This is a genomic window from Brevibacillus sp. WF146, assembly GCF_001673705.2.
In the GTDB taxonomy this organism is placed as follows: domain Bacteria; phylum Bacillota; class Bacilli; order Brevibacillales; family Brevibacillaceae; genus Brevibacillus; species Brevibacillus thermoruber.
The window spans coordinates 2,990,127-3,015,086 of sequence record NZ_CP109943.1; the positions used below are offsets into that span (position 1 = coordinate 2,990,127).

Genomic DNA, 24,960 nt, shown 5'->3' on the forward strand with positions numbered 1-24,960 from the left:
TTCGTCAGCTCTGAGGCTCACCGCGCAGCACGCCGGCCAAAAGCAGGCGCAGCGTCCGCTCATCCGCTTCCGTCGCCTGCTCCTTGCGGAAGTGCTTGCGCAGCACGGTAATGCCGGCCATGCCAAACAGCGCGGATACCAGCGTCCACACATCCGCCTCCTCGGCGACATGTCCGGCCTGCTTCAGTTCGGTCCAGTATTTTTCCATCGTGCTGAAATACCCGGCCAGCAGCTTGCCGATCATCTGATCCCGCTGCTCGTCGCCGGTGAAAAAGCTCAGGAGGAGAAGACACAGCTCCCGGTGTTCGGAAAAGAAGCGAAGATGCTCATCCAATACGCCCATCATGCGCTGATCCAGCGGCACATGGCCGCGTTTCATCACGCTGTCCACGGAATCGATCAGCATCTTCACTCCTCTTTCAATCACGTACAGAAACAGTTCCTCCTTGGTGGAAAAGTGGTAGTACAGCGTACCTTTGGCCACTTGCGCCACCTCGGCAATCGCATCCATCGTGGTGTCGCTATACCCGTACTGGGCAAAAGCCTTCAATGCTCCCTGTGCGATCTGATCTTTCTTGGATCGGGCCATCCCTCCCCATCCTCCTTAGTACGAATTCTGAACTGACCGGTCAGTACAAAAATGAGTGTACGCCCTTTTCCTTTTTTCGTCAAGCCCCCGAAAAAAGGCAGACCGCCCGTCAGGCGGTCCTTTCCCTGTGCCGTATGTCAACATCGTCCCCGGCCCGCGAGCACAGCGCCTCCCCGATGAGGGCAGCCGCCCCGCGCCTCCCTGATGAGGAAAGCCGCTCCGGCCTGTGCGCGTCATGGTACCGGACTCCTGCTGCACGGCCCCGCGCACCGTCAACGGAACAGCCCGACGTCCGGACCGTCAATGGACGAGGTCAAAGCCTTTTGTCGTGTACCCGATGTCGTTCAACAGTGTCTGGAACTCCTCTTCCCTCGCCGTCTCCCCGCGCGAGATCCGCTCGTTTAGGTCGGCGATTCGCTGGTAGATGGCCTTGTTGGTGGAGACGAACATGACGTTGTAACGGGTCTCCGCCTGCAGCCGGCTGCGCATCTCACTCGCCACCCGCTGCTGGATGTGGTCGGTATGGCCGTTGTCGATCCGTTTCGGCGAGCCGGGTTCGAAGGGGATCGACGGGGTCGGATCGACCTGGTCCGGCTTGGGCGTATCGGCCGTCAGCACGCCAATCAGCAGATTGTCCTTGTACGCCAGCACCTTGATGTCCCGCACGCCGGGTATCCGTTCCGCGCGGCGTTCCAGCAGGGCGATCAGATGGGGCTCGCGGTTGTGGATGTTCTTTTGGTAGATCATCGCCGCCGGTCCCTTGTCCCGTCCGACGTTGTCATTTTTCAGGTTGATGCCGTACGGGTCAAACCGCGCCGGCTGGCCAGCGTAGTCTTCCGTCCCCTGCTGCTTGTTCGGCGTACAGCCGGCAATTCCCGCGGCCAACCATAGGGCTGCGCACAGCACTCCCACTCGCTTCACGCAAAAACACCTCCTTACACCCTAGTGTGTAGTCTCGGAGGTGTTCTTACTCCGCAGGAGCGTTCCTTATCTTCCCTTTTCCAAATGCCACTGCAGGGCCGCCGGGCACACGAAGCCGAGCTTTTCTTACACCTGCCGCTCCGCTTCGGAACGTTTCGACGCCGACGCCTGTCCATCTGCAAGTTTTGAAGGGAGACGCGCAACGTTTCGACGAGATGCGGCGTCAAATAAATGGACGCACGCGTACGGGGCAGCAGACAGCCAGACACTTGGCAGGCTGGGAACCGCAGCGCACTTCCAACCTTTTTCCTCCGCCCAAATACCCATTTTCAAATTGTTGCAAAAATGCAACCAATTACTCCCGTAAAACCGTTACAATGGACTTACAACGACGACATTTCATCGCGAAAGAGGCCGAAGATCCATGAAAAAACTGCTCCCTTTACTCATCCTTGCACTCATTCTCACCATCATTCCTCCCGGCGGCAGTTCCGCCAACACGTCTGTCATTCAATTGGGAAGCGACGTGCTGTTCAATCAATTCCACCACGTGATTGAGGGCAAAAAGGTGGGCCTTGTCACCAACCAGACCGGCGTCAACAGCCAGGGGATCAGCACGATCGACATGCTGCGGCGCGACCGTACCGTCACGCTGACCGCGCTGTACGCCCCCGAACACGGGCTGGATGGAAAAACGCCTGCGGGCCAACACGCCGCCGCTTACACCCATCCCGTCTACGGCATCCCGGTGTACGGCCTGAACGGCTCCGCACCAATGTCCACCAAGGAGATGCTGGCGAACATTGACGTGCTGCTCGTCGACCTGCAGGACATCGGTTCCCGGACCTCTCCCTACATCTCCACGCTCCACGCCTGCATGACCGCGGCCAAACAGTTCGGCAAACCGGTCGTCGTGCTGGACCGGCCCAACCCGGTCGGCGGCACCATCGTGGATGGTCCCGTGCTGGAGGCACCGTACCGTTCGTTCATCGGGGTCGACACCCTGCCGCTGGCGCACGGCATGACCATCGGTGAATTGGCCCGATTCTTCAACCGCAGCATCGGCGTCGATCTGACCGTCATTCCCATGCAGGGGTACACCCGCCAGATGCTGTACCAGGATACCGGGCTGCCCTGGATTCCCAGCTCCCCCCAGATTCCCGACCTGGCCGCCGTTTTCGGCTACATGGCGACCGGGCTGGGCGAAGGAACGGGAATCACGCCGGCCGACAACTTTACCTGGATCGGCGGCGAAGGCATTGACTCCCACGCGTATGCCGACCTGCTGAACGGGGCCCTGCTTCCCGGGGTGATGTTCCTGCCGGAAGACAAGGGAACGCGCGGCGGGGTGCGCCTGCACATTACCGACCCGTACCGGTTCAATCCGGCGAAGACGGGCATCTACACCCTCGCCTACGCCCGCCAGTTGAACCATTATCCGGTGCCGAAGAGCGGCCAGACGATCAGCGTGTTTGACAAGGAAATGGGCACCGGGAAAATCGGGCAGTACCTGGAGCAGGGATTGTCGCCGCAGGCGATCGAAAGCACGTACGCCGACGAGCTGGCGGCATTCCGCGAACAGCGGAAAGCGTTTCTCATTTACGGCGATCAGCCGTACCAGCCGATCGAACCGATCCGCAGCAAGCCGGTTGTGCCCGCTTCGGAGCCGGCCTCGAAGCCGCAGCCCGCAGTTACCAAGCCGGCGGCGAATCAACAGGTTCCGGCGATTCACCCGGCGGTCCCGCCGGAAAAACCTGTGCCGCCCGCAGCCAAACCGGCAGCATCCGTCACACCGGCGCCAGCCGGCGCTGCGCAGACGGCGAAACCGCCGGCGACGGCCAAACCGTCCGCTCCTTCCGCAGCAGTGCCCGGGGCAAAGCCGGCCGAGAGCAAACAGCCCCAGGAAAAAGTGGCCTATCTCACCTTTGACGACGGCCCTTCGCCAGTTACCGACAAGGTGCTGGACATCCTGAAGCAGCATCAGGTGAAAGCCACCTTTTTCGTGGTCGGCAAAAATGTTCCCGGCCGTGAAGCCGTGCTGAAACGGGCCATCGCCGAAGGACACGTGGTCGGCGGTCACACCTATTCGCACGATTATCGCCTGATCTACAGGGACATCGCGTCCTTCTTTGCCGATCTGGAAAAAGGCAACCAGTTGATTGAACACGCCACGGGCGTCAAGCCGACCGTGTTCCGCTACCCGGGCGGCAGCACCAACACGGTGAGCAGAAAGTACCAAAATCCAAACGTGTACAACAACAGCCACACGGTCATGCAGGACATCAAGGCGGAAGCGACCAAACGCGGCTATGTCTTCATCGACTGGAACATCACCAACGGAGATGCCCGCAGCAACCACTACACGCCGGAGAGCGCGCTGGCCAATGTGAAGAGCCAGGTGAAACACCAGCGGGAAATCGTCGTGCTGATGCATGATGCCTCCACAAAAGCGGCGACGGTCCAATCGCTTCCCGCAGTCATTCAATTCTTGAAGCAGCAGGGCTACCGGTTCGACGTCATTCACGCCGACAAGCCGACAGTCGCCACCGTGAAGTAGCGGCAGCCAACCATCACCAGCTCCCTTTGGGGGAGTTGGTTTTTTGTTTGGGGCACAATAAGCAAGGAGCCGGACAGCTCCTGCCGGCGTCCGCCAGCAACACGTGAAACGGGAGGAAGATCATGGGAAGCTACAAGTGCTGCCACTGCGAGCATGAAACGGACAGCGTTCACCTGATCACGTTCTTCCAGGGCAAGCAGGAACGCGACGAACTCGTCTGCGACACCTGTTACGCCGATTGGCTGGAAGGGTTGAAGGTAGAGCCGTAAGCCCTCCCGGCGGCGATGGCGAGACCGTCGGGAGGACGTCGCACGCCAGCCCCAAGCGCGGCCGCTTGTCCATGACGGCCGCACAAGACACAAAAAAACCCGTTTGACGGCTGTTCACGTCCGTCAAGCGGGCTGTTCCTTTCCCATTTAGGAAGACCGTGCCGATTGTCACACCGTATAGGTGCGATATGCTACTTCGCACGGATTCCCCCAAGCGACATGCATCACGCCGTCCTCCGGCACCATGACCAGAGAGGCTACCGTGGTCATCTGCCACTCGGCGGGTTGATTGGGGTCCACGTGCCTGCAGATCGACGTCGGGGCGTTGTCGTGATCCCGCAGGACGTCCATCATCCGCTCCGCCGTAAGCTCGCCGGCCAGATCCGCCAAGCGGTCGGCCATCCGTTCCTTGCGTGCGAAGCTGTCTGGCAGAATCGTCCCGGCCGTGTCCTGCCCCTGGTAGGAATCCGTCAGGTAGCAGTTGGTGTGGTACAGCATGCCGCCGGACGGCTCGATCACCGTATAGCCGTCAAACACGCTCTCAATCCCGCGCAGCCTGCCCGACGCGTCGGCCAGATGAAAGTACCCGATGCCTCTCGCAGCCTGACAGAGCAGGGAAAACGCCTCCTCAAAGGACGACTGCCGCATCACTTTGGGCAGGTAGCAGCCAATCGGCAGGTGGATGCGGAATCCGTCGGGCGCGGTAAACAACGAATTGGCCGACATGCCGTACCCGGACGAATTGAGCGAATACTCCACGAACCCGCCCAGCGACACGGAGAGGACGCGCACGCCGTTCTCGTACTCCATCTTCACGATGTCCAGCGGGACGTGAGGGAACCAGTCGATGTTTTGCCCCAGGATGGTCTTTCCCTCCCTCGTCCTGTCACCCGCGACGGCAAACGAGGTGCACAGCCCGCGCAGCTTCTGATAGTACACCCCCAGTTCCAGGACACAGCGCAGCGTGAACATCTCCCGCCAGTCGCACCCGACCGCTTCTGCCGTCCCTTTCACCTGCTCGAGATAATCGGGGTCAAACGCCTGTACGTTGGGGATGTACTTTTCCGCTTGGGCCATGACGTCTTCCTTTGTGGTGCGGTACCCGTTGGTCAGCACCCGGAAGATGAAGTCCAGCGAGTTTCGCAGGTTTTCCCTGCACGCCTCGCCGTACTGGCGCCCGATCTCGCGAAACGATCCCCTGCATTCCACCACGGTCCCCGTATTCATCCGACTCACACCTCTCCCTCCTGTTTTGCCGCTTGTCCGCCGATCCCGTTCCAGAAATGATGCCACACCCGTTCGATCTTGGCCGCATCCAGTTCGGGATTGATCAGATAGGCCATCAGCAGGCCTTCGCGCAGCGAGCGAAACGACAGCTCCAGCTCATGCAGCCCATCGGCCTTGATGATCCCTTCGTTCACCCCGTCCGCCAACGTCTGGCGCAGCCGTTCGGCAAACGGCCGCTCCGTCTCCAGCAGTTCGGCCCAGAGCTGCTCCTTCAGATGAGCAGGGGGATAAAGCAGTACCCGGTTCCACAGCATCGAAGATTCCGGCTGCCCGGCAAAGACCCGGATGTATCCCGCAAACATGGCGGACAGGCGTTCCTGGACGCTCTTTCCCCGGACGCGATCCCACAGGGTGTCCATTTTTTCCCGGTATTCCTGCGCGAGCTGCCGGAACACGGCGAGGAACAACTCGTCTTTTCCCGCGAAATACGTATAGATGGCAGGCTTTTTGATGCCCACCCCTTCGGCTATGTCATTCATCGCCGTCGCCTCGTACCCCCGCTCGGCAAACAGGGAACGGGCGAGGTTCGTGATTTTGTCCACGGTTCGAATGGTCATGACCCCCTTACTTACCGGTCGGTAAGGAAAGGATACCACACTTTTCCATTGGCAGTCAATGGAAGTCAATCCGGAAAACCATCTGCACCACCCCAAAACACCCCGAGCATCTGCTCGCCCGGGGTGTTTCATGTGCGCAAACGCGGCTGCCCCTACCTGCACGCTTAGGGAACGACTTGATTTTCATCTTCCGCCGCCAGCGACTGGTAACGGAGACGCAGCTCCCGTTTCAGAATCTTCCCGCTCGGATTGCGCGGCAGGCTGTCGGTGATAACCGCGTATTTGGGCGCCTTGAACGATGACAGCCGCTCCCGGCAGAACGCCAGGATTTCCTCCGCGGTCAGCGTCTCGCCCGCTTTCGGCACCACCACTGTCGTGACCGCTTCGATCCAATAGGGGTGCGGGACGCCAATCACCGCTGCCTCCGACACTTTCGGATGGCGGTAGATCAGTTCCTCCACTTCCCGGCTGGCGACGTTTTCCCCGCCGGATTTGATCATGTCTTTTTTGCGGTCCACGACGGTGATGTACCCCTCCTCGTCCATGATGCCGAGGTCGCCGCTGTGAAACCAGCCCTGGCGAAACGCCTCTCGCGTTTTTTCCTCGTCGCGGAAGTAGCCGAGCATCGCGTGACTCGTCCGATGCACGATTTCCCCCACCGTCCCCGGAGGAACCTCGCGTCCGCTGTCGTCGACGATTTTCGTTTCCACGTTGAGCGCCGGTCTCCCGGCAGAACCGGCCTTGCGCAGTTGGTCCTCCGGCTTCAGAACGGTTGCCAGGGGAGCCACTTCCGTCTGTCCGTAAAAGTTGTAAAACCGTGCGTTGGGCAGCCGCGCGTTCAGTTCCTTGAGAATTTCCACCGGCATGATCGCCGCGCCGTAATAGCATTTTTTGAGGGAGGAGAGATCCCGTTCGGCAAACGACGGGGAACGCAGCAGCGCAATCCAGACGGTCGGCGGGCAGAACAACTGGGTGGCCCGGAACGTCTCCACCGTCTCCAGCATCACGTCCGGCACGGCCTGTTCCAGAATGATCCCGCTCGCCCCCAGGTACACGTACGGACCGAGGAAGCAGTGAAGCTGCGCGCTGTGAAACAGCGGCAGCGCGTGTACCGCAATGTCGTCTGCCGTCATGCCGCCGTCAATGATCGTGCTGACGTATTCGGCAATCACGTTTGCATGGGTGAGCATGACGCCTTTTGGCTTTGATTCCGTGCCGCTGGTGTAGAGGATGTGAACAACGTCGTCGTCCGCCAGATCCACTTCCGGCTCCGTCGTCTCGCAGTCCCGAATCCATTCGCGAAACGGCAGCCATGCCCCCGTCGGAACGGCCGGTTTGGAGATGAGACAGCGCAGCAGCGGCGAACAGCCGGACAGCCGGATCGCCTCGTCCGCCACCGCCCGATACTCCGGTGAGGCAAAACAGGCGCTCACCTCGGCATGTCCGAGAATATACGCCACGTCTTCGGTGTTCAGCATGTAGTTGATCGGCACCATCACCACCCCCGCCTTGGCCAGGGCAAAGTTGAGGATGGCAAAATCCATGGAGTTGCGCGACAGGACTGCTGCCCGCTCCCCTTTGCGCAGTCCCGCCGCCAGCAGCGCGTTTGCCGCCTGATTCACCACCTTGTCCAACTGTTCGTAGGTAAGTGTCTCTTCTTCGAAACGCAGCGCCGGTTTGTGCGGAAAACGGCCCCTGCTGCGGCGCAGCAAATCCCCCAGCGTGTTACGCCTCGCCCGTTGCATGTCGCTCATGATACCGACTCCTCCTTGCCCGTTTCTTTTATTATATCCCAAAAATTCTGTATAGTATGTAAATTACAAAAACATTTCCCGGGCAAACAAAAACCCGGGAAGACAAAAAAAGTCCCTGACCAAGCAAGTCAGGGAGAAGAACTCAAGGTTATGGGTTGTTTTCTATATCATAGTATAGAGAGTAGTATATATTCAATCAGCATATTATTCCAATCAATATATGGAAAACGAACGCTCTTCTGCTCAGGCCGATGCTGGTCACAATCCCTGCCCGCTGAATTTTGCAAAAAAGAGCGGCGGCTCGATCTGCAGTACTAAGCCGCCGCAGGCCCCCAAGAAACACGGGTGCTTCGTCTATAGGATATATCAATGAGTACATACGAATCGATCGCAAATGGATGGATGGCGATGAAAACTTTGGCTCATTCCCAGGAAAACGTCTCCGGTTGTTTCGCCCGGCTCTCCACGCTGCAGCCTCACCTGGTACAGGTGACGTGGGAAATGGCACAACCGGCGTCGGAAAATGTGCCGACCGCGGCCCTTATTCCTGCACGATCGGGGTCGGCTCCACAATGGACAGCGGGACTCCATGCATGCCGAAAATTTGCCGGACGCGTACGTACAGGTGTACCGGAAGGTCCGGGAACAGAAAGGCGACTTCCCCGCTCGGCAGCGAAGTGATCATGCGCGGGATGGATCGCTTGTTCAGTTCGCGGCGGATGGCTGCCGCTTTGCGCCATGAGACGGCGAAATAAAACGTGGGGGTAATGGGTTCAGCATTCACTCTCAAAACACGCTCCTTTCAGGCCTCCTTTCATATATCGGCGAAAATGTCCAATTCTATAATTGTAATATATTACCAAACACATCTCCCCCTTGAAATGGTGCGCACACCCGTTTGTGGACAAGCGGGCGCTTTTCCTATTCCAAACCAACTATCACGATCAGCCTTACTGTTCCTATCATAACGTGGCCGCTACTGTCGAATATACAGTGGCCATTTACATCTCCTCCACGCAGTTTGGTCAACGCCTTTCATCGTACTGGCCTCAATAGTATGCAAGTATAGTAATGAGGTAAAATTTGGGTTGACATCTTATTCCAGCCCTCAGTAAAATGCAATTAACTAATATTTTCCAAATCCACCGAGTCACTAAAACCGATCTGACACAGGATTGCTGCTATTCCGAAAATGCAGATTGGAAGAAAGGGGGAGTATATTCTGCTTGAACCATAAAAATGGAGGAAAGAAGTGAGGTGGAACGTTTGCTGGAATCGACGATGCGACTTCACCGATTTATCTACTCAAACAGCAGTAAGTGCGGATTTTTTAGAAAGGGGATCATTCATGAAAAGAACGTTACGTGCATTATTAGTTGTTACCATGTCGGCTACGTTACTTTTGAGTTCGTTTGAAGCATCTGCTCGTGAGGACAAACCGATACCGCAATACATGTTGCCCGGCACAGTATTGATTTATGATGATAATCTTCAGATTGTCATTAAAAAAGGCGGGTATCCCAATTCCGATGTTAGACCGGCTTCCAGAAGCCTGGATGGACCGCATATTGCGAATGTTCCTGAAGATGCCACAGAAGAAGAGGCCAGGCAGATTGAGCTTGAGAATGAATTGGCAATAAAAGCGTTTCAAATGAGTTTGGCGGGTGATTATATTCAAGCGCCTCCACCTAAAATCTATCCGGGAATGAAAGTAGTTTACGACGAAGTTACGGGCGAGTTAAACAACATTTATTATGTGGACGAAAACGATCCTTCTGGTTATTCCCTTCATAATGAGCCAGTTTCAGAGTTGAATCCTAATGCCAATTCGAGACAAGCGGTTCCCAGTGCTGCTGGCGATGTTCAGTGGAAATGGGGGACGAATAATCGAAACGTATTGACGTATCAAGCTGGTGACGATAGTTTTTTAGGAACAGGCAGAGCGACTTATTTTACGGGTTCAATCGGCAATAGAGATAATAAACTGAAAGACAATGATTGTGCTACTCATAAGGAGTATGATTATTCGAAAAAGGGAGATATGGATATTACCTTAAGAAATTTAGATACAGATAAAGTTTTTACTTTTTATCAGGCATCTGTAGGGTCTTTGCCTGATGCTATTATCGATATTTGGGGATTAAGCAATTTGCAAAAGGTTGCGGGGAATACAAGAGATACTTCAGTGCCTAATGTAAGGTATTACCATAAGAGATTTTCGGATCAGAGCATACCTAGATAGCCTATTATTAACCGCGAGTCGATATGCCAATTGTTGTTTGTTAGGGTTTAATCCTTTAAATGGTATACGCTGTTCTCTTAAAAGTTTTAGAAGTAATGGCGTATACCATTTCAACAAAGAAATCATTCAAAATCTTTAGCTTAGGAGTATTATTTGAACATGAAAAAGAAAATGATAGCGTTTAGCGGCATCATCGCTGTTGTTATCTTAGCTATCCTGGCTATAAATCATCATACACGCGAGGTTAACACAAAAAGGGAATCAGAGGAATATTTACATATAACGGCTACAGCTTATAATAATGGAAAAAATGATGATGACGGGGTTTCTTTGGTGTTATACCTTTATTCGATTCGGGATCAAAACATGTCGGAGATCTTGAGGATTCCTATAGATCCTGGATATCCGGTGGCTTTTGCAGATCTTCGGAACAATAAGGTGTATTTTAGTGATAGCGTTACAGGTGACGAAGTTGATAATTTGTATGAATATAATCTAATAACGAAAGAAAGAAAACAATTAACCTTTGGCAAGTTTCTTTTCAACGATTTGTTTATCGTAGATAACAAAATGATTACAAACGTTGCACCGCGATACGCTACCGTTACTCAACCGGCAATTTTTGATCGGACGACGAGAGAATTTACTTATCTAAATCCAGACGACGATGACACCTGGTGTTTCTCATTGTCCTATAATTATACGACGAAGAAGTTATTGAGTCTTACTGCTTCCGATTCCGAAATGAGAACACCTAAAGTTACGGAAGTTACACATATTAGACCAAAAACTCTGTATTTGATGGATTTGGATTTTGGACAATATCAGCCGATCTACCATACGGATCAATTTGAAATCAGACTGACCAGGCAGCTTGATTCAAATAGAATCTTACTGACATATGATCCATTTATGGGTTCGTCCAAACCCAGGACGTTAAAAATGTTGTATATCGACAGTCAAAAGGTCGAAGATTTTGATGTTCCGGGTATTAAGGAAGTGAAATCTTTTTACCCGAGGGCTCATGCGGAAGGTCTATTTATTTTAGGAAGGGATGTCAATAACCAATATGGACTTTTTTATTATGATATGGTTACAAAGAATGTAAGCAATGTATTTGAAAATTACCCGCTTCCAAAGGATCATCGCAGTTTGGTCGATTTCGTTTACAGTATGGATTGAATCCCTGCCATGCGTCTGGCGGGGATTTTTTTTTTTGCGAAAGGAAAACAACACAAGCCCGCATGAACATCGGGCTCAGGTTGCGTAACATGACCGGGATTACCACTGTTCAATCGCCTCTACAAACAGCTTGTTAACCATCGGCGGGTTGGGCTTGCCCTTTGTCTGCTTCATGACTTGTCCGACCAGATAACTGGAGAGCGGTAACGAATAACATAATGATTTTTTGTATAAATTCCTACCCTTCACAATAGGGTACAATGATTTTGTCACCGCCGGGATATAATTGACCCAGGTTCGCTGATCTGACCCCCTTTTTGTAGACGGATTGAATTTGACCCGTCAGGCACTTTGGAGAAAAATGTTTCGGAATTCGCTTGGCGACATGCCATTCAATCGTATTTGCGGCCTTTCGTGGTTATAAAATTCAATATACTTCTTGATTGCTGTTCCCACATCGACGGCTTCATCAAACAAATGCGGGCGCAGTTCTACTTTCAAGTGGCCGAAAAAGGATTCGACGCAGGCATTGTCCAGACAATTCCCTTTTCGAGACATACTCTGAATAATCCGCATTCTCAAAATACAGTTCACCGATATCTCCGGGGTGAATTCTCCCCCGAAAAGGGAACCCGTAAATCTCGTGGTTCAAAGCTTGATCCGTATAAACCGTTCCTGCAGGAACGTCTTCAAGAAGGTATCTATAACTGCGGGGTTTTATTCGATCTTCTACGAGAAAAGGGGGATACCGGGGGGCGTACCATCTTGAAAGACTATGTGAAGGTTTTCCGTCCTCTCAAACAAGTTCCCGCTGTTCTTCGTTACGAGACGAAACCTGGTGAATATGCACAGGTCGACTGGGGACTGTGATTACGTAGATGTGGACGGTACAGTCCGAAAAGTGCCGGTATTTGTCATGGTATTGGGGTACTCTCGTTCCACCTATATAGAGTTCACTAAGCGTTATTCTTTGTCAAAATAAACTCGTTCATCAACTCTTCGAGAGAAACGGACGGACTCACTTTTTCATGATGTTCAAAACTGGTTGCAGATTCGTCCTCTCCTTTTTCATCCTTCTCATTACAATGTACAGACCTCCTTTTGAAAACACGAAAAAGCAGGTAGAAAAATTCTACCTGCATCCCTAACGGTCTGGTTTATAAGTAGTAAGTTTTACCCTGACGGACTCAATCTTTTTTGACTTTTTCACGCGGTCTGTTTAGAAAGTGTCCAATTTGGTAAAACCCTTGGTACTACTGGTATGGCGGAGGGAGAGGGATTCGAACCCCCGTGGGCTTGCGCCCTAACGGTTTTCAAGACCGCCCCGTTATGACCACTTCGGTATCCCTCCGCGATATGGACAAGTTATACTATAGCATAATTGCATCTATTTTTGCAACACTTTCCTGCAATTTCTCCGCAAAAAACGGCCCGGCTGCCATCAGCGGGGCAGCCGGGTCGTTCTCCTGCGCTGGCGCATCGTTTGGACGAAGATGCGGCGCCGTGCCGTATGATGCTGACCCTTTCCTTCTCTTGTCCTTCCCCTACCGTTTCACGACAACCAGCTTCAGCTCCGTCATCTCCTCGATCGCGTACTTGACGCCTTCGCGGCCCATGCCGCTCTCTTTGACGCCGCCGTACGGCATGTGGTCGACGCGGAAGGTGGGGATGTCGTTGATCATCACGCCGCCCACGTGCAGCGCGTCAGCCGCCTGCAGCGCGAGCGAAAGATTGTTGGTGTACAGTCCCGCCTGCAGGCCGTACCGGGAGTCGTTCACCAGTTCGATCGCCTCGGCGACCGACTCGACGGGGTTGATCAGGACGACAGGGCCGAACACTTCCTGGCAGGAGACTTTGGCATCGGTCGGGACGCCGGTCAAGACGGTCGGCTGCAGTACGCGGCCGTCCGTTTCGCCGCCGCATTCGACGCGGGCGCCCCGCTGCTTGGCTTCCTCGATCCAGGCCAGCGCGCGTTCCGTTTCTTTCGGGCTGATCATCGCCGAGTAGTCGGCCTCCTCGGACAGCGGATCGCCGCCCCGCAGCCTGCGCGTCTCCGCGACGAAACGCTCCATGAACGTGTCGTACAGCTCCTTTACCACGTAAATCCGCTGGACGGAGATGCACACCTGGCCGGAGTAGGCAAACGCGCCGAAAATGCAGCGCGGGATCACGTCGTCCAGATTGGCGTCGCGATCCACGATCACGGCCGAGTTGGAGCCCAGTTCCAGCGTCACCCGCTTCAGGCCGGCGCGGTTGCGGATGTTGATGCCGACAGCCGGACTGCCCGTAAACGTGATCGCCTTGACGCGCGGATCGGTCACCAGCAGGTCGCCGACGGTGCCGCCGCTGCCTGTGACGACGTTGAGCGCGCCGGCCGGCAGCCCCGCCTGCTCGGCCAGCTCCGCCAGGAAAAAGGCGGAGAGCGGCGTTTGCGACGCCGGCTTCAGCACTACCGTATTGCCTGCCGCGATGGCCGGCCCCACCTTGTGCGCAACCAGGTTCATCGGGAAGTTGAACGGCGTGATGGCGCCGATGACGCCCAACGGTTCGCGCACGGTGTACGCCAGGCGCCCTTCTCCGCCGATGGCGGCGTCCAGCGGCAGCGTCTCGCCGTGAATCCGTTTGGCTTCTTCCGCGGCAAACTTGTAGGTCTGGATGGTGCGGATCACTTCGCCCCGCGCCGTTTTGATCGGCTTGCCCGCTTCCAGCGCGATGATTTTCGCCGCTTCTTCCAGCCGTTCGTTCATCAGTCCGGAGATTTTTTCCAAAATGGCGGCCCGCTGGTAGGCCGGCATTCGCCGCATGACCGCCGCCGCTTCCTGCGCGGCGCCGATCGCCCGTTCCACCGTCTCCCGGTCGGCCTGGGCGATTTCCGCGATCACCTCTCCGCTGTACGGAGCGTACAGCGGCGCGTACGCACCCGTCTCCACCCACTGTCCGCCAATATAGCAACCTTTTTTCATCGTCCTCTTCCTCCCTCCATTCGCGATGGGGTGTGCACAGCTCCTCTAACTCATTCTCCATCACGTTTCAGCCTTCCTCCAACGGGTCGTCGGCCATGCAAGCGGCGAGAGGTGGCGGATCACGCTTCTGTACAGCCCAGAGGTGCGCACAACCAGCACGCTCCGGCAGGTGGGGATCGGACTCATGAGAGCCGCTCCCTTTTTGCTGCGTGCCTCACACCAGCTAGTTCGCCGCGTCGTCCGTTCCGCACCACTCCAGCAGCGTCAGGGCAAAGATTTCGGCGCATTGGAAAACGGCGTCCAGTTCGATGTACTCGTCGGGGTAGTGGGCCACCTGCGTGACGCCCGGCCCCACCACGATGGCAGGCGTGTCGGCAAGCGTCGTCAAGAGGCCCCCGTCCGTGCCCCACGGGGAGGCTTCCACAACGGCGCGCCGGCCGGTCACGGCCGCGAACTGCCGCTGCAGGATGTCCATCAGCGGATGATCCTCCGCCACCGCCCCCGGCACCCAGCGCGCCCCGAACCACTCCAGTTCCACCGGATGCGCGGCAAACCAGGGGTCTTCGTCGGCCAAGCGGCGCAGGGCGGCCTCCATGTCCGCCTGTGCGTCGTCCATCCGCTCGCCCGGCGCCACCCCCATCCGTCCCTCCAGCTTGACCAGATCGGCCACGGAGGACGGCCATTTGCCCCCTTCGATCACCCCGATGTTGATCGGAATGGGAATGGGCAGCTTGGCGTACAGCGGATCGTCAATCCGGTCGTTCCGCTCTTTTTCCAATCGGGCGATGGCCTCTACCACCCGCATGCTTTTTTCGATCGCGCTCACCCCTTCGTAGCGGGTGCCGCCGTGGGCCGAACGCCCCTTTACCGTCAGGCGGAACCACATCGAGCCCTGCTGCTTGGGAAAAATCTTCATGTTGGTTGGCTCGGGGATCAGGGCGGCGTCCGCCTTGTAGCCGCGCAGGATGGTCGCCAGCGTGCCGGCGCCGCCGCTCTCCTCTTCCACCACGCTTTGAAAGATCACGTCCCCCTTGAGCCGCACCCCCAGTGCCTGCAGCACCTGGATCGCCAGGAGCGAGGCCAGGTTTCCCCCTTTCATGTCGGTCGCGCCGCGGCCGTACAGCCTGCCGTCCACCACTTCGCCGCTGAACGGATCGTGCGACCACTGGGCGGGGTCGCCGGCCGGCACCACGTCCACGTGCCCGTTGAGAATGATCGAGCGGCCGCCGCCCGTTCCTTTCCATACGCCCACCACGTTGGGGCTGTCCGCGAACACAGTCCGCGGGGAGACGAAATACGGATGCTGTAGGAGTTCGTCCCCTTCCATGACCCACAGATCGACTTCCAGCCCCATCGCGTGCAGCGTCTCGGCGATGCTCTCCTGGATGGAACGCTCCTTGCCCTGCACGCTTGCCTCCCGCACCCATGCCTGCAGGAGTTCCGTGGCCGCCGCCTTCTCCTTGGCGATTTGTTCGCGGATCAGAGTCTGCCAGTTTGCCATCGTACCCCTCCTTCTTCCTTCGTGGCGAATGGTATCTGCCTCGCGCCCGTTTCGCATGCGGGAGCCGGCGGGCGGCTTTGTCCGCATCACCGCTGCCGCTTTCCCGCCCCTGCCTGATAAAAGCAGGCCTTCGCGAGCCGCCTCAGCGGAATACGCCGACATCGCCGTCCAGCTTCAGCTCCGCCTCCGTCGCGCCGATCACGTCCGCGACGCTGTACGGTTCCATCACTTCGCGCAGATACAGCCCGTCTTCCCGGACTTCCATCACCGCCATGTCGGTGATGATCAGATCGGCGGCGGCCGTCGCCGTCAGGGGCAGGGAGCATTCCCGCACGATTTTGGAACGGCCGTTCTTGTCCAGATGGGTGGTCAGCACCATCACCTGTTTGGCCTTCTGCGCCAGCTCCATCGCCCCGCCCATGCCCGGAACGCGCTTGCCCGGCACGATCCAGTTGGCGATGTCGCCCCGCTGGCTTACCTCCAGCACGCCGAGAATGGTCATGTCCAACAGCCCCCGTCTGATGATGGCGAAGGCGGTGGCGCTGTCAAAGAACGCCGCTCCCTTCACCAGCGTGACGGGAAACCCGCCGGCGTTGCAGAGCATCGGGTTTTCCTCCCCTTTGGCCGGACTGGGGCCGGTGCCCAGAATGCCGTTTTCCGCGTGAAACAGCACCCGTTTCTCCGGCGCAATGAAGTCGGCCACCAGCGTCGGAATGCCGATGCCCAGGTTGATGATCATGCCGTCCTCGATCTCCTGCGCTGCCCGGCGGGCAATCCGCTCCCGGTAGGTTTCCGTCCGGTTTACTTCTCCCAGGCCCATTGCCAGTTCACCCCTTCACTCTGCACGATTCCCTGGACGAACACCCCTGGCGTGACAATCTCTTCAGGGTCCAGCTCGCCGATCTCCACGATCTCCTCCGCCTCCACGATGGTGACGTCGCCCGCCATCGCCACCAACGGGTTGAAGTTGCGGGCGCTCGTGTCGTACACCAGATTGCCGAAGCGGTCCGCCTTCTTGGCGTAGACGATCGCCACCTCAGCCGTCAGCGGCGTCTCCAGCAGGTACGCCTTGCCGTCGACGATCACTTTTTCCTTGCCTTTTTCGGCGATGGTACCAATCCCGATGTCGGACAGGATGCCGCCCAGCCCCACTCCGCCGGCACGGATGCGCTCGGCGAGGATGCCTTGGGGGCAGAACTCCACCTCAAGTTCCCCGGCCGTCATCTGGGCGCCGGCGTTGGGATTGGAGCCGATGTGGGAGGCGATCACCTTTTTCACCCGCCGCTCGGTGACCAGCTTGCCGACGCCGATGTGCGGAAAGGCGGTGTCGTTGCTGATCAGCGTGATGTCCCGCACGCCCTTGTCGAGGATGCCCTGGATCAGGGTGGGCGGATTGCCCACCCCGCCGAAACCGCCGGCAAGCAGCGTCATCCCGTCGTGAAAATACGTTAATGCTTCTTCCAGTGAAATCACTTTGTCAAACCGGTTGGCCATGTTTCTCCTCCCCCCTGCCCGTCAGACCAGCAGCGCTTCCTGACGCAGTTCCTGCTGCACGCTTGAGACCGCTTCTTTCAGCATGGCGATCAATTCGTCGATTTCCTCGGTCGTGATGGTCAGCGGCGGTGCGATGATGACGGCGTCTCCCGCCACGCCTTCCAATCCGCCCGTCGCCGGGTAGATGAGCAGCCCTTTTTCAAACGCCCGCTTGATAATCCGGGCGCTGACGCCCTGCGCCAGCGGGAATGGCTCCCTGGTCTTTTTGTCTTTGACAAACTCCAGTCCGCACAGCATCCCCAGTCCGCGCGCTTCTCCGATCAGCGGCAGTTCGTCGGCCAGTTCCCGCAAGCGGCTCAACAGGTAGGCGCCTCGTTCCGCCGCCCTGTCCACCAGCCGGTGCTGTTCCACGTATCGGAGCACCGCGAGCGAAACGGCCGCCGACTGCGGATTGGCGCTGTACGTGTGGCCGGCCATGATCAATCCCGACCCGCGCGCGATCGTCTCGATGATCTCGTCTGTCGCCATCGCCGCCGCCATCGGCGTGTATCCGGCGCTCATCCCCTTGCCCAAGGCCATCAGGTCGGGCTGCACGCCCCAGTGATCAATCCCGAACCGCTTGCCCGTGCGGCCCACACCTGTCATGACCTCGTCGGCGATGAACAGCACCTGGTACTTGTCGCAAATCTCGCGGATGCGCTGGAAATAGCCGTCCGGCGGCACCACCGCGCCGCCCGAAGCGCCGATCACCGGTTCAGCGATAAACGCGGCCACATGCTCCGGACCGACGCGCAGAATCGCCGTCTCCAGCTCGTTGGCGCAGGCGAGCGCGTACGCTTCCAGCGGCATGCCCTCCGGCCGGCGGTACGGATAGGGCGGCGCGATCGTCGGGCAGTCGGCCAGCAGCGGAACGAAGCGCTTGCGCCGCAGCACATGGCCGGACATGGAGAGCGCCCCCATCGTAATGCCGTGATAGCTCATCCAGCGGGAGATGATCCGGTTTTTGTTCGTATACCCTTTTTCCTGCCAGTACTGAATGGCGATCTTCTGCGCCGTCTCCGTCGCCTCCGAGCCGCTCCCGACAAAAAAGCTCCAGTTGAGCGACCCCGGCGCCCACTCCGCAAGTTTGGCCCCCAGCTCCTCCACCGCATCGCTGCTGAAGTGGGAGCGGTAGGCAAAGGAGACGCTGCGGGCCTGCGCGTACATCGCCTCGGCGATTTCCTCCACGGCGTGGCCGATGCTGGCCGTCACCGCGCCGGAGCAGCCGTCGATGTACCGCTTCCCTTCCTTGTCGTACAGGTAGATGCCCTTGCCGTGGGACACGAACGGATACGATTTGCCCAATTCGGGCTTGATCACATAGCTTCTCTGCATGATAGCCACCTCGCCTTTTCTCTCTTTTCATCCTAGCGGAAGAGAGCGTCCGCGCCATTCGACGAGCTGGCAAAAAAGCGTGGAAAAGAGACGAAATCTTTTGTACATTTTGTATAAGAAATCGGGTGATGGAAACAGGGGGGAGGACTGAACATGACCATTACGATTCGCGAAGCGCTGCAATTGCCCGACATGGTCCAAACGCGGCTGGTCGGAGGGGCCGCCGGATTGGACAACCCGATTCGCTGGGTCACGATCGTGGAAGTGCTGGAGGATGTCACCCGGCTGCAGGAAGGCGAGTTTCTGATCACGACCGGATTTGGATTGTCCGAGGACGACCGTCGCCGGGCGTCGCTGATTCCCTCGCTGGCCGAACGGAAGCTGAGCGGCGTCGCCCTGCACACGGGCTTTTACCTGCGCGAGATTCCCGCCGACCTCGTCGACATGGCGGACCGCTTCGGGCTTCCGTTGATCGAAATCCCGGTGGAATTAAACTTTTCCACGATCACCAAGGCGATCCTGCAGCCGATCGTCAACCGGCAGTTTGAGACGCTGGCCTACTCGCAGGCGATCCACAACCGGATGATCGAGGCGGCGCTGTCCAAAGGCGGGCTGCCCGCCATCGCGGCGGAGCTGGCCCAGTTGACCGGCGGAGCGGTCAAACTAGTGGATGCGCTCGGGTTTGAAGTGGTCCAACACGGCGGTTCTTGCGGTGAAACGAGCGCGGGCGGAAAGACCAGCGAGCACGCGGTGCCCATCCGCGCCAGCCGGGAACATTTCGGCACGCTCACGCTGACCAAACCGGACGGGCTGTGGAAAGAGCTGGACGACGTCGCCCTGCAGCACGCGGCGACCCTCTGCGCGCTGGAATACGTCAAGGAACGGGCGGTGGCGGCCACGGAATGGCGGCTGAAGGGAGATTTCGTGGACGAATTGCTAAGCGGCCGCACCCTACGTGCGGACGAACTGGAAAGCCGCAGCCGCATGCTGGGCTACCCGCTCTCCGGCAGTCACATGGTGGCCGCGGTCAAAGTGGGCACCGGCGACGGCGCCGCTCTGTCCGACCTGCATCAGGCGTGCATTACGCTGATGCGGCGTCTCTGCGATCAGCACCATCGCTCCTACCTGCTCCGCGAACGCCCCCACTGTCTGCTGTTCATCCTGCCGCATGACCGAACCAGCCTGCTGCTGCTGGAGCAGTTCGCTGCCCGCTGGGAACGGCTGCACCCTGCGTCTCCCCTGCAGATGGCGCTCAGCAATCCGCGCGGCCAGTTGACCGCGCTGGCGGAGGCCGCCGAGGAGGCCCTGTTCGCGCTGCAGGCGTATCCGCTCCTGACTCGCTCGCCCGCCTTGCTCCGCTTCGGGGAGATGCGGGGGTACCAGTTTTTGTTTCCGTACCACCGCCGCCCGGAGACGCTGGAGGCCCTCTGGCAGCCGCTGCTCGACCCGCTGATCCGCTACGACGCCATGCACAACCAGCAGCTCCTGGAGACGCTGAGCGCCTATCTGGATCATAACGGCAACGGCCTGCAGACATCCCAAGCGTTATATATTCACCGGCACACACTGAAATACCGATTGACCCAGATCGAAGAAAAAACCGGGGTCAGCCTGGAGGATGCCCATCAGCGCTGGCAGCTTCGACTGGCCCTCATGGCCCGGCGCCTGCAGCAGCAGTTGTACCCCGCCGAGGCGTAGGCCTACTCGCGGGTGGGACGCAGCGGCTTCACCCAGATGTTCATGTCTTCGTATCCGGAAAAAATGGTGCAGTTGTTGATCAGCCGTCCGCGGTACCGGTAGCCGTGCTTGGCTGCCGTCACATTCATGCCGGGAGATTGGGCCCGTGTCAGTGTGTACAGGTAGTAGATGCCCATCTCCTCCATTTTTTCTTCCAGAGCGGCAAACAGCGGCTGCAGCAGCCCTTTTCCGACGTGGTCCGGGTGGGTGGCGCAGTCCGTCAGCTCGGCGGAGCCGAAGCGTTCCGTCACTTCCGCCGATGCGGCACAGGCAATCCGGCCGTCATGCTCGGCGACGACGTAGTAGGTGCTCTCGCTCATCGTCCTGCGCACGTAGTCCGGGTCGTCCATCGGCGTCGGGTAGGTGGCAAACACCAGCCGGTACAATCGGGCCAGTTCGTCTGCGTCGGCCGGCGTGGCCGCCCGGAGGCTGTACCCTGGCGGAAGCGGCTTGGCTTCCCCGCGGCCCGCTTTTGCCAGGCTGAGCTGCAAGATGTCCTCCGCGACTTGAGGCGCGGCGGATACGGCCCGTTCTTCCGTCAGAAAGCAGGAGAGCATCTGCGCGTTTTCCCCCCGGAAAAAACCGTCGATCGTCCCTTCCTGCCTGTAGCCGAGGGAAAGCCATTGCGGCACGTCCTTTTTTTTGCCGTATACAATCAGTTTGGTCGCTTCCGCCTCTCTGGCCAGCCGCCTCATGACGGCGTCCATCTCGCCGATTCGGCCGCTGTCGTACAGATGCAGCTTCACCCGCCGATTGCGGTGATCGACCACCAAATCTCCTGCTGCCTGCATCGCGGCTACATCGCTCATGTGCGTTCCCCTTTCTCCGGTTTTCTCCCATTGTAACACGTTGGCGCCCAGGGTCATTCTCCACAGTGTACAAATTGCCCGCTGCCTCCTTTCGGCCCGATCGGTTTTTTGCGAGCGCCATTTGCTTCTGCCGGCCATAGAATAACAAGAAGGTTCACTGCCGGGAAGGAGGGTCCGTTGTGAGTTTCCGCCATACCAACGATTTTGCCCTGGTGCTGGTGCTGTTTGTGCTGCTCGTGATCGTGCTGTGCGCTTGCACGTAAGGGGCGTCGCAAGCCCCTCCCACCTGGTCGTAGTGAGGGGCTTTATACATATACATGTAAGGGAGAAGCGGCAAAGCGGAGGACCTACGGAAGGAGGAAGCCACGTGATCCCTCTCGTTTACGCGCATCGCGGCGCTTCCGGCCTCTATCCGGAAAATACGATGGAAGCCTTTCACGGCGCGTTCAAGCGGCGCGCTGACGGCCTGGAGCTGGATGTGCAGTTGAGTCGCGATGGAAAAGTGGTGGTCATTCACGATCATCGGCTGGAGCGCACCACCAACGGCACTGGCGCCGTTCAGCAGCACACCTGGCGGCAGCTTAGGCGGCTGCGGGCCGACAAGGGCGCCCGACCGCCCACGAGCCAGACGCGGATACCGTCGCTGAAGGAAGTACTGGACGCGTTCGCCCCTACTCCACTGCGGTTTATCATCGAATTGAAAAACTTTCTGGTCCCCCAGCCTCACCTGGAGGAACGGGTGATCGACCTGATCAAGCGCTACCAGTTGACGGAGCGAACCGTCGTCTCCTCGTTCAACTTTGACAGCCTGCTGCGCATAAAAGAGCTGGAGCCCTCGCAAGCCACCGCCCTGCTGTACGTCGGACCGCTTCAGCAACCTTGGGAAGTGGGCGCCCGCTACGGAACGAATCAGCTCCACGTGCCGGACGACCAATTGACCCGCCCCCTGGTGGAAGAAGCGAAAGCACGCGGCTTTCAAGTGCTCGGGTGGGCGATTGACAAGTCTGCCCGCATCCGGCAGGCAGCCGAAATGGGGGTGGACGGCATCATCACCAACTACCCGGGGAAGGCGCGGAAAGTGCTGCGACGGTCTTGACCGCGTACAAAACAGCAAAGGGAGCCCTGTACAGGCTCCCTTTGTCCCTGTTGGCCATGGATGGCGTCAGGTCGTCTTCGGTTCGTAAAACTTGCCCTGCCAACTGTTGCGCCGCTCCAGCTCGGCGTCGATGCCGTTCAGCACTTCCCATTTCTTGCGGCTCCACATCGGACCGATCAGCAAGTCGGGCGGCCCGTCCCCCGTCACCCGGTGGACAATCATCTCAGGCGGCAGGATTTCCAGCGTGTCCACCACCAATTTGGTGTACTCTTCCTGGGTCAGAAACTCCAGCAACCCCGCCTCGTACTGCTTGACCATCGGCGTTTTGCGCAGCAGATGAAGCAGATGGATCTTGATCCCCTGCACGTCGAGATGGGCCACGGCCTTGGCCGTCTCCATCATATCCTCGTGGGTTTCGCCCGGCAATCCGTAAATGATGTGGGAACAAATGCGGATGTTGTGTTTGCGCAGCTTTTCCACGCCGTCCAGGTAGCATTGGTAATCGTGGGCGCGATTGACCAGTTGGGCGGTACGCTCGTGAATGGTTTGCAGCCCCAGCTCCACCCAGAGATACGTCCGCTCGTTCAGCTCGGCCAGATACTCCACCACGTCATCCGGCAAGCAGTCGGGCCGCGTGGCGATGGACAGGCCGACCACGCCCTCCTGTTTCAAAATCACCTCGTACATCTCGCGCAGTTCGTCCACGGGCGCGTAGGTGTTGGTGTACGCCTGGAAATACCCGATGTACTTGGCGGACGGCCACTTCTCGTGCATGCGGGTTTTCACGTCGTGGAACTGGCGCTCCAGATCCATCCGCCGGTCGCCGGCAAAATCGCCCGAGCCGCGGGCGCTGCAAAACGTACATCCCCCGGTGGCTACCGTGCCGTCCCGGTTGGGACAGGTAAAACCGCCGTCCAGCGGCACTTTGAATACCTTCTCGTGAAACGTCTGGCGCAAGTGATAGTTCCATGTATGGTAACGCTTGTCGCCCCACAGGCGCGGGGCCTCCGCGTGTACAGGTGCTGGTTTCATGGCTGTGCTCCTTTCCGTCGGGATGCCGGCCAAACGGGCTTCGGCAGGCACCGCCTGGCGATTCATCCATCCATTTATTATAACAGAAGTCAGGCTGGACGTGCGAACCGAAAGACAGGAAAACCACAGGGCAATTCCCTGTGGTTTTCTCCGTGTTTATGGTTACTGTTGAATTTCTTCGATGCGAATGGCCCGCGTGTGCGACGTGTGGCTCCACACCTGGTTGTTCTTGGTGAAAAACGCGTAGAACAGAATCGGCAGCCAGGTCAGGAAGAAGAACGGGAGCAGCAGCAGCCCGAAGTATCCCTTCAGCGGCACTTTGTCCAGGTACAGGGCCAAAATCGGCAGCAGGTAGAAAACGGCCGTCGATCCGTAGATCATCCAGTTCGGCAGGAAGCTGGCGATCGGCATCAACGCCTCCATCTCAAAAAAGCGTCCCAGGAACAACAGCGACATCATGGTGACGATCAGCACATACATCGGCTGAAACAGGTAAAACGCCGCGTCCAGCATGCCGAGACGGCGTTGCTTCAGGCCGTTTTTCAAGACGGTGCCGATGTAACGCCCTGCCACGTCGTAATGTCCCTGCATCCAGCGAAGCCGCTGACGCATGGATGCCTTCAGATCAATCGGTTTTTCATCCCACACTTTTGTGTCGTGCGCCCACGTCGGGTAAATGCCTCGTTCGATACAGCGGGTGGCAAACTCCAGGTCTTCCGTCAAGCTGGTGGCTCCCCAACCCATCTCCTTGAGCAGATTGCTCTCGATGCACAAGCCGGTTCCGCCCAGCGTGTTGGGCAGCCCCAGGTTGTGGCGGGCCAACTGCCACATCCGGTTGGTAAACCAGTACGTGACGGCGTACGAGAGGGTAATCCACGAGTCAAACGGGTTTTTGGAATCCAGGTAGGCTTGGATGACGCGCGCCCCTTTGCAGAGACGATCGTTCATCACGCGCAGGAAGTTTTTCTCCACCAGGTTGTCCGCGTCAAACATAACGACAGCGTCATACTGTTTGGGCATCGCCCAGAGGTTCTCCAGCATCCACTCGATGCCGTAGCCTTTCCCGCGTTTGGACGCGTCAAATCGCTCGCACGCATACGCGCCGTGCGCTCTGACAATCTCCGCCGTATTGTCGGTACAGTTGTCGCAGATCACGAAGATATCGTACATGTCGCGGGGGTAATCCAGTTGCTTCAGGTTTTCGATGAGCGGCGCAATGACTGCGCTTTCGTTGTGTGCCGCCACCAGCACCGCAAATGTCTTTTGCGGTTCGTGGGTGACCTGCTCGTTTTTGCGGAACAGGCCGGCACATGATACCAACGTTTGGTAGGTGCTCACCACCCCTACCGTAGAAGTGAATCCGATGAATAATCCCTCAATGATCTCTCTCAATGCACTCATGGGTTCTTCTCCTCGACCTGAGTCAAATGTTGCGCGGTTTTGACTCAGGTAGTGTTTTTCCAAAATTTCTCTCTTGTTTTTCTCTCAATTGGGAGTGTACCTCAAAACCCGTCATATCGCAATGACCCAAAAGTGGGAAAAACGGCGGCACTTCTATCACCATTCCCACCTTTATTCGGTTCTATTCCGGTACAT

23 protein-coding genes, 1 tRNA gene and 1 pseudogene are annotated in these 24,960 nt (G+C 57.8%); 8 read left to right on the forward strand and 17 right to left on the reverse strand.

From position 1 onward, the window contains the following. Window positions 1-4: 4 nt before the first annotated feature. Together A6764_RS14810 and A6764_RS14815 are read right to left on the reverse strand one after the other, a co-directional pair. Complete coding sequence (locus tag A6764_RS14810; protein WP_065066123.1) at window positions 5-589, reverse strand: TetR/AcrR family transcriptional regulator; 585 nt, start codon at window positions 587-589, stop codon at window positions 5-7. A gap of 300 nt (window positions 590-889) precedes the next feature. Continuing rightward, window positions 890-1,510 (reverse strand): YhcN/YlaJ family sporulation lipoprotein, encoded by a 621-nt coding sequence (locus A6764_RS14815; RefSeq protein ID WP_065066122.1) that lies wholly within the window; start codon window positions 1,508-1,510, stop codon window positions 890-892. 424 nt (window positions 1,511-1,934) lie between these two features. On the opposite strand from A6764_RS14815, the gene A6764_RS14820 reads away from it, so the two are divergent. Further along, complete coding sequence (locus tag A6764_RS14820; RefSeq protein WP_065066121.1) at window positions 1,935-4,067, forward strand: exo-beta-N-acetylmuramidase NamZ domain-containing protein; 2,133 nt, start codon at window positions 1,935-1,937, stop codon at window positions 4,065-4,067. A 122-nt stretch (window positions 4,068-4,189) separates the two neighbouring features. Then, window positions 4,190-4,336 (forward strand): hypothetical protein, encoded by a 147-nt coding sequence (locus tag A6764_RS14825; RefSeq protein ID WP_162836752.1) that lies wholly within the window; start codon window positions 4,190-4,192, stop codon window positions 4,334-4,336. A gap of 168 nt (window positions 4,337-4,504) precedes the next feature. Here the strand turns inward: A6764_RS14825 and A6764_RS14830 are convergent, their stop codons facing one another. The 4 genes from A6764_RS14830 to A6764_RS14845 form a co-directional block, all read right to left on the reverse strand. Beyond that, complete coding sequence (locus tag A6764_RS14830; protein WP_255309581.1) at window positions 4,505-5,563, reverse strand: C45 family autoproteolytic acyltransferase/hydrolase; 1,059 nt, start codon at window positions 5,561-5,563, stop codon at window positions 4,505-4,507. A 5-nt stretch (window positions 5,564-5,568) separates the two neighbouring features. Further along, complete coding sequence (locus tag A6764_RS14835; protein ID WP_035298209.1) at window positions 5,569-6,180, reverse strand: TetR/AcrR family transcriptional regulator; 612 nt, start codon at window positions 6,178-6,180, stop codon at window positions 5,569-5,571. A gap of 164 nt (window positions 6,181-6,344) precedes the next feature. Next, complete coding sequence (locus A6764_RS14840; protein ID WP_065066119.1) at window positions 6,345-7,934, reverse strand: acyl-CoA synthetase; 1,590 nt, start codon at window positions 7,932-7,934, stop codon at window positions 6,345-6,347. Between the two features lie 541 nt (window positions 7,935-8,475). Continuing rightward, a complete protein-coding gene (locus A6764_RS14845) occupies window positions 8,476-8,718 on the reverse strand; it encodes a hypothetical protein (RefSeq protein WP_035289631.1) in 243 nt (80 codons plus the stop codon). A gap of 564 nt (window positions 8,719-9,282) precedes the next feature. On the opposite strand from A6764_RS14845, the gene A6764_RS14850 reads away from it, so the two are divergent. Continuing rightward, window positions 9,283-10,176 carry a hypothetical protein gene (locus A6764_RS14850; protein ID WP_065066118.1) on the forward strand — a complete coding sequence of 298 codons (894 nt, stop codon included), beginning with the start codon at window positions 9,283-9,285 and terminating at the stop codon, window positions 10,174-10,176. A 159-nt stretch (window positions 10,177-10,335) separates the two neighbouring features. Continuing rightward, a complete protein-coding gene (locus A6764_RS14855) occupies window positions 10,336-11,358 on the forward strand; it encodes a hypothetical protein (protein WP_065066117.1) in 1,023 nt (340 codons plus the stop codon). A gap of 99 nt (window positions 11,359-11,457) precedes the next feature. Here the strand turns inward: A6764_RS14855 and A6764_RS14860 are convergent, their stop codons facing one another. Both A6764_RS14860 and A6764_RS22435 read right to left on the reverse strand, forming a co-directional pair. Then, window positions 11,458-11,631, reverse strand: a complete 174-nt coding sequence (locus tag A6764_RS14860; RefSeq protein ID WP_319800786.1) for a hypothetical protein — start codon at window positions 11,629-11,631, stop codon at window positions 11,458-11,460. A gap of 69 nt (window positions 11,632-11,700) precedes the next feature. Then, window positions 11,701-11,934, reverse strand: a complete 234-nt coding sequence (locus tag A6764_RS22435) for an IS3 family transposase (RefSeq protein WP_083989688.1) — start codon at window positions 11,932-11,934, stop codon at window positions 11,701-11,703. On the opposite strand from A6764_RS22435, the pseudogene A6764_RS14865 reads away from it, so the two are divergent. Then, a pseudogene (locus A6764_RS14865) lies at window positions 11,932-12,322 on the forward strand (IS21 family transposase); the annotation flags it as partial. The gene A6764_RS22435 and the pseudogene A6764_RS14865 overlap by 3 nt on opposite strands. Window positions 12,323-12,620: 298 nt before the next feature. Here A6764_RS14865 and A6764_RS14870 read toward each other — a convergent pair. From A6764_RS14870 to A6764_RS14895, 6 genes are all read right to left on the reverse strand, one after another. Continuing rightward, a tRNA-Ser gene (locus A6764_RS14870) sits at window positions 12,621-12,709 on the reverse strand. 193 nt (window positions 12,710-12,902) lie between these two features. Further along, window positions 12,903-14,321 carry an aldehyde dehydrogenase family protein gene (locus tag A6764_RS14875; protein ID WP_065066116.1) on the reverse strand — a complete coding sequence of 473 codons (1,419 nt, stop codon included), beginning with the start codon at window positions 14,319-14,321 and terminating at the stop codon, window positions 12,903-12,905. Window positions 14,322-14,544: 223 nt separating this feature from the next. Next, the gene (locus A6764_RS14880; RefSeq protein ID WP_264622270.1) at window positions 14,545-15,822 is read right to left on the reverse strand and encodes a peptidase; all 1,278 of its coding nucleotides are present in this window, start codon (window positions 15,820-15,822) and stop codon (window positions 14,545-14,547) included. 142 nt (window positions 15,823-15,964) lie between these two features. Further along, window positions 15,965-16,642, reverse strand: coding sequence for a 3-oxoacid CoA-transferase subunit B (locus tag A6764_RS14885; protein ID WP_035298222.1), 678 nt, complete (start codon window positions 16,640-16,642; stop codon window positions 15,965-15,967). Further along, complete coding sequence (locus tag A6764_RS14890) at window positions 16,624-17,316, reverse strand: CoA transferase subunit A (RefSeq protein WP_029099234.1); 693 nt, start codon at window positions 17,314-17,316, stop codon at window positions 16,624-16,626. The genes A6764_RS14885 and A6764_RS14890 overlap by 19 nt, the downstream gene beginning before the upstream one ends. Window positions 17,317-17,337: 21 nt before the next feature. Further along, on the reverse strand, window positions 17,338-18,690 hold the full coding sequence (locus A6764_RS14895) for an aspartate aminotransferase family protein (RefSeq protein ID WP_065066112.1): 1,353 nt from the start codon (window positions 18,688-18,690) through the stop codon (window positions 17,338-17,340). A 153-nt stretch (window positions 18,691-18,843) separates the two neighbouring features. Between A6764_RS14895 and A6764_RS14900 the strand changes: the two genes are divergently transcribed. Then, a complete protein-coding gene (locus A6764_RS14900) occupies window positions 18,844-20,388 on the forward strand; it encodes a PucR family transcriptional regulator (RefSeq protein ID WP_065066111.1) in 1,545 nt (514 codons plus the stop codon). A gap of 2 nt (window positions 20,389-20,390) precedes the next feature. On the opposite strand, the gene ablB is transcribed toward A6764_RS14900, so the two are convergent. Further along, window positions 20,391-21,236: a putative beta-lysine N-acetyltransferase gene (gene ablB, locus A6764_RS14905; protein ID WP_065066115.1), complete on the reverse strand. Its 846-nt coding sequence runs from the start codon at window positions 21,234-21,236 to the stop codon at window positions 20,391-20,393. 179 nt (window positions 21,237-21,415) lie between these two features. On the opposite strand from ablB, the gene A6764_RS14910 reads away from it, so the two are divergent. Further along, complete coding sequence (locus A6764_RS14910) at window positions 21,416-21,499, forward strand: YjcZ family sporulation protein (RefSeq protein ID WP_081656522.1); 84 nt, start codon at window positions 21,416-21,418, stop codon at window positions 21,497-21,499. A gap of 104 nt (window positions 21,500-21,603) precedes the next feature. Further along, on the forward strand, window positions 21,604-22,332 hold the full coding sequence (locus A6764_RS14915) for a glycerophosphodiester phosphodiesterase (protein WP_083989687.1): 729 nt from the start codon (window positions 21,604-21,606) through the stop codon (window positions 22,330-22,332). Between the two features lie 66 nt (window positions 22,333-22,398). Here A6764_RS14915 and A6764_RS14920 read toward each other — a convergent pair whose 3' ends face one another. Further along, window positions 22,399-23,364 (reverse strand): tRNA modification radical SAM protein MnmL/YtqA, encoded by a 966-nt coding sequence (locus A6764_RS14920; RefSeq protein WP_065066110.1) that lies wholly within the window; start codon window positions 23,362-23,364, stop codon window positions 22,399-22,401. A gap of 162 nt (window positions 23,365-23,526) precedes the next feature. Further along, window positions 23,527-24,765, reverse strand: coding sequence for a glycosyltransferase family 2 protein (locus tag A6764_RS14925; RefSeq protein ID WP_029099228.1), 1,239 nt, complete (start codon window positions 24,763-24,765; stop codon window positions 23,527-23,529). Window positions 24,766-24,960 lie beyond the last annotated feature (195 nt).

Excerpts from the sequence above, each read along its gene's own strand:
- A6764_RS14810 (WP_065066123.1), bottom strand. The coding sequence starts at position 589 with ATGGCCCGATCCAAGAAAGATCAGATCGCACAGGGAGCATTGAAGGCT.
- ablB (WP_065066115.1), bottom strand. The coding sequence starts at position 21,236 with ATGAGCGATGTAGCCGCGATGCAGGCAGCAGGAGATTTGGTGGTCGAT.
- A6764_RS14855 (WP_065066117.1), top strand. The coding sequence starts at position 10,336 with ATGAAAAAGAAAATGATAGCGTTTAGCGGCATCATCGCTGTTGTTATC.
- A6764_RS14830 (WP_255309581.1), bottom strand. The coding sequence starts at position 5,563 with ATGAATACGGGGACCGTGGTGGAATGCAGGGGATCGTTTCGCGAGATC.
- A6764_RS14895 (WP_065066112.1), bottom strand. The coding sequence starts at position 18,690 with ATGCAGAGAAGCTATGTGATCAAGCCCGAATTGGGCAAATCGTATCCG.
- A6764_RS14885 (WP_035298222.1), bottom strand. The coding sequence starts at position 16,642 with ATGGGCCTGGGAGAAGTAAACCGGACGGAAACCTACCGGGAGCGGATT.
- A6764_RS14925 (WP_029099228.1), bottom strand. The coding sequence starts at position 24,765 with ATGAGTGCATTGAGAGAGATCATTGAGGGATTATTCATCGGATTCACT.
- A6764_RS22435 (WP_083989688.1), bottom strand. The coding sequence starts at position 11,934 with ATGCGGATTATTCAGAGTATGTCTCGAAAAGGGAATTGTCTGGACAAT.
- A6764_RS14890 (WP_029099234.1), bottom strand. The coding sequence starts at position 17,316 with ATGGCCAACCGGTTTGACAAAGTGATTTCACTGGAAGAAGCATTAACG.
- A6764_RS14920 (WP_065066110.1), bottom strand. The coding sequence starts at position 23,364 with ATGAAACCAGCACCTGTACACGCGGAGGCCCCGCGCCTGTGGGGCGAC.
- A6764_RS14840 (WP_065066119.1), bottom strand. The coding sequence starts at position 7,934 with ATGAGCGACATGCAACGGGCGAGGCGTAACACGCTGGGGGATTTGCTG.
- A6764_RS14880 (WP_264622270.1), bottom strand. The coding sequence starts at position 15,822 with ATGGCAAACTGGCAGACTCTGATCCGCGAACAAATCGCCAAGGAGAAG.
- A6764_RS14820 (WP_065066121.1), top strand. The coding sequence starts at position 1,935 with ATGAAAAAACTGCTCCCTTTACTCATCCTTGCACTCATTCTCACCATC.
- A6764_RS14835 (WP_035298209.1), bottom strand. The coding sequence starts at position 6,180 with ATGACCATTCGAACCGTGGACAAAATCACGAACCTCGCCCGTTCCCTG.
- A6764_RS14900 (WP_065066111.1), top strand. The coding sequence starts at position 18,844 with ATGACCATTACGATTCGCGAAGCGCTGCAATTGCCCGACATGGTCCAA.
- A6764_RS14825 (WP_162836752.1), top strand. The coding sequence starts at position 4,190 with ATGGGAAGCTACAAGTGCTGCCACTGCGAGCATGAAACGGACAGCGTT.
- A6764_RS14875 (WP_065066116.1), bottom strand. The coding sequence starts at position 14,321 with ATGAAAAAAGGTTGCTATATTGGCGGACAGTGGGTGGAGACGGGTGCG.
- A6764_RS14850 (WP_065066118.1), top strand. The coding sequence starts at position 9,283 with ATGAAAAGAACGTTACGTGCATTATTAGTTGTTACCATGTCGGCTACG.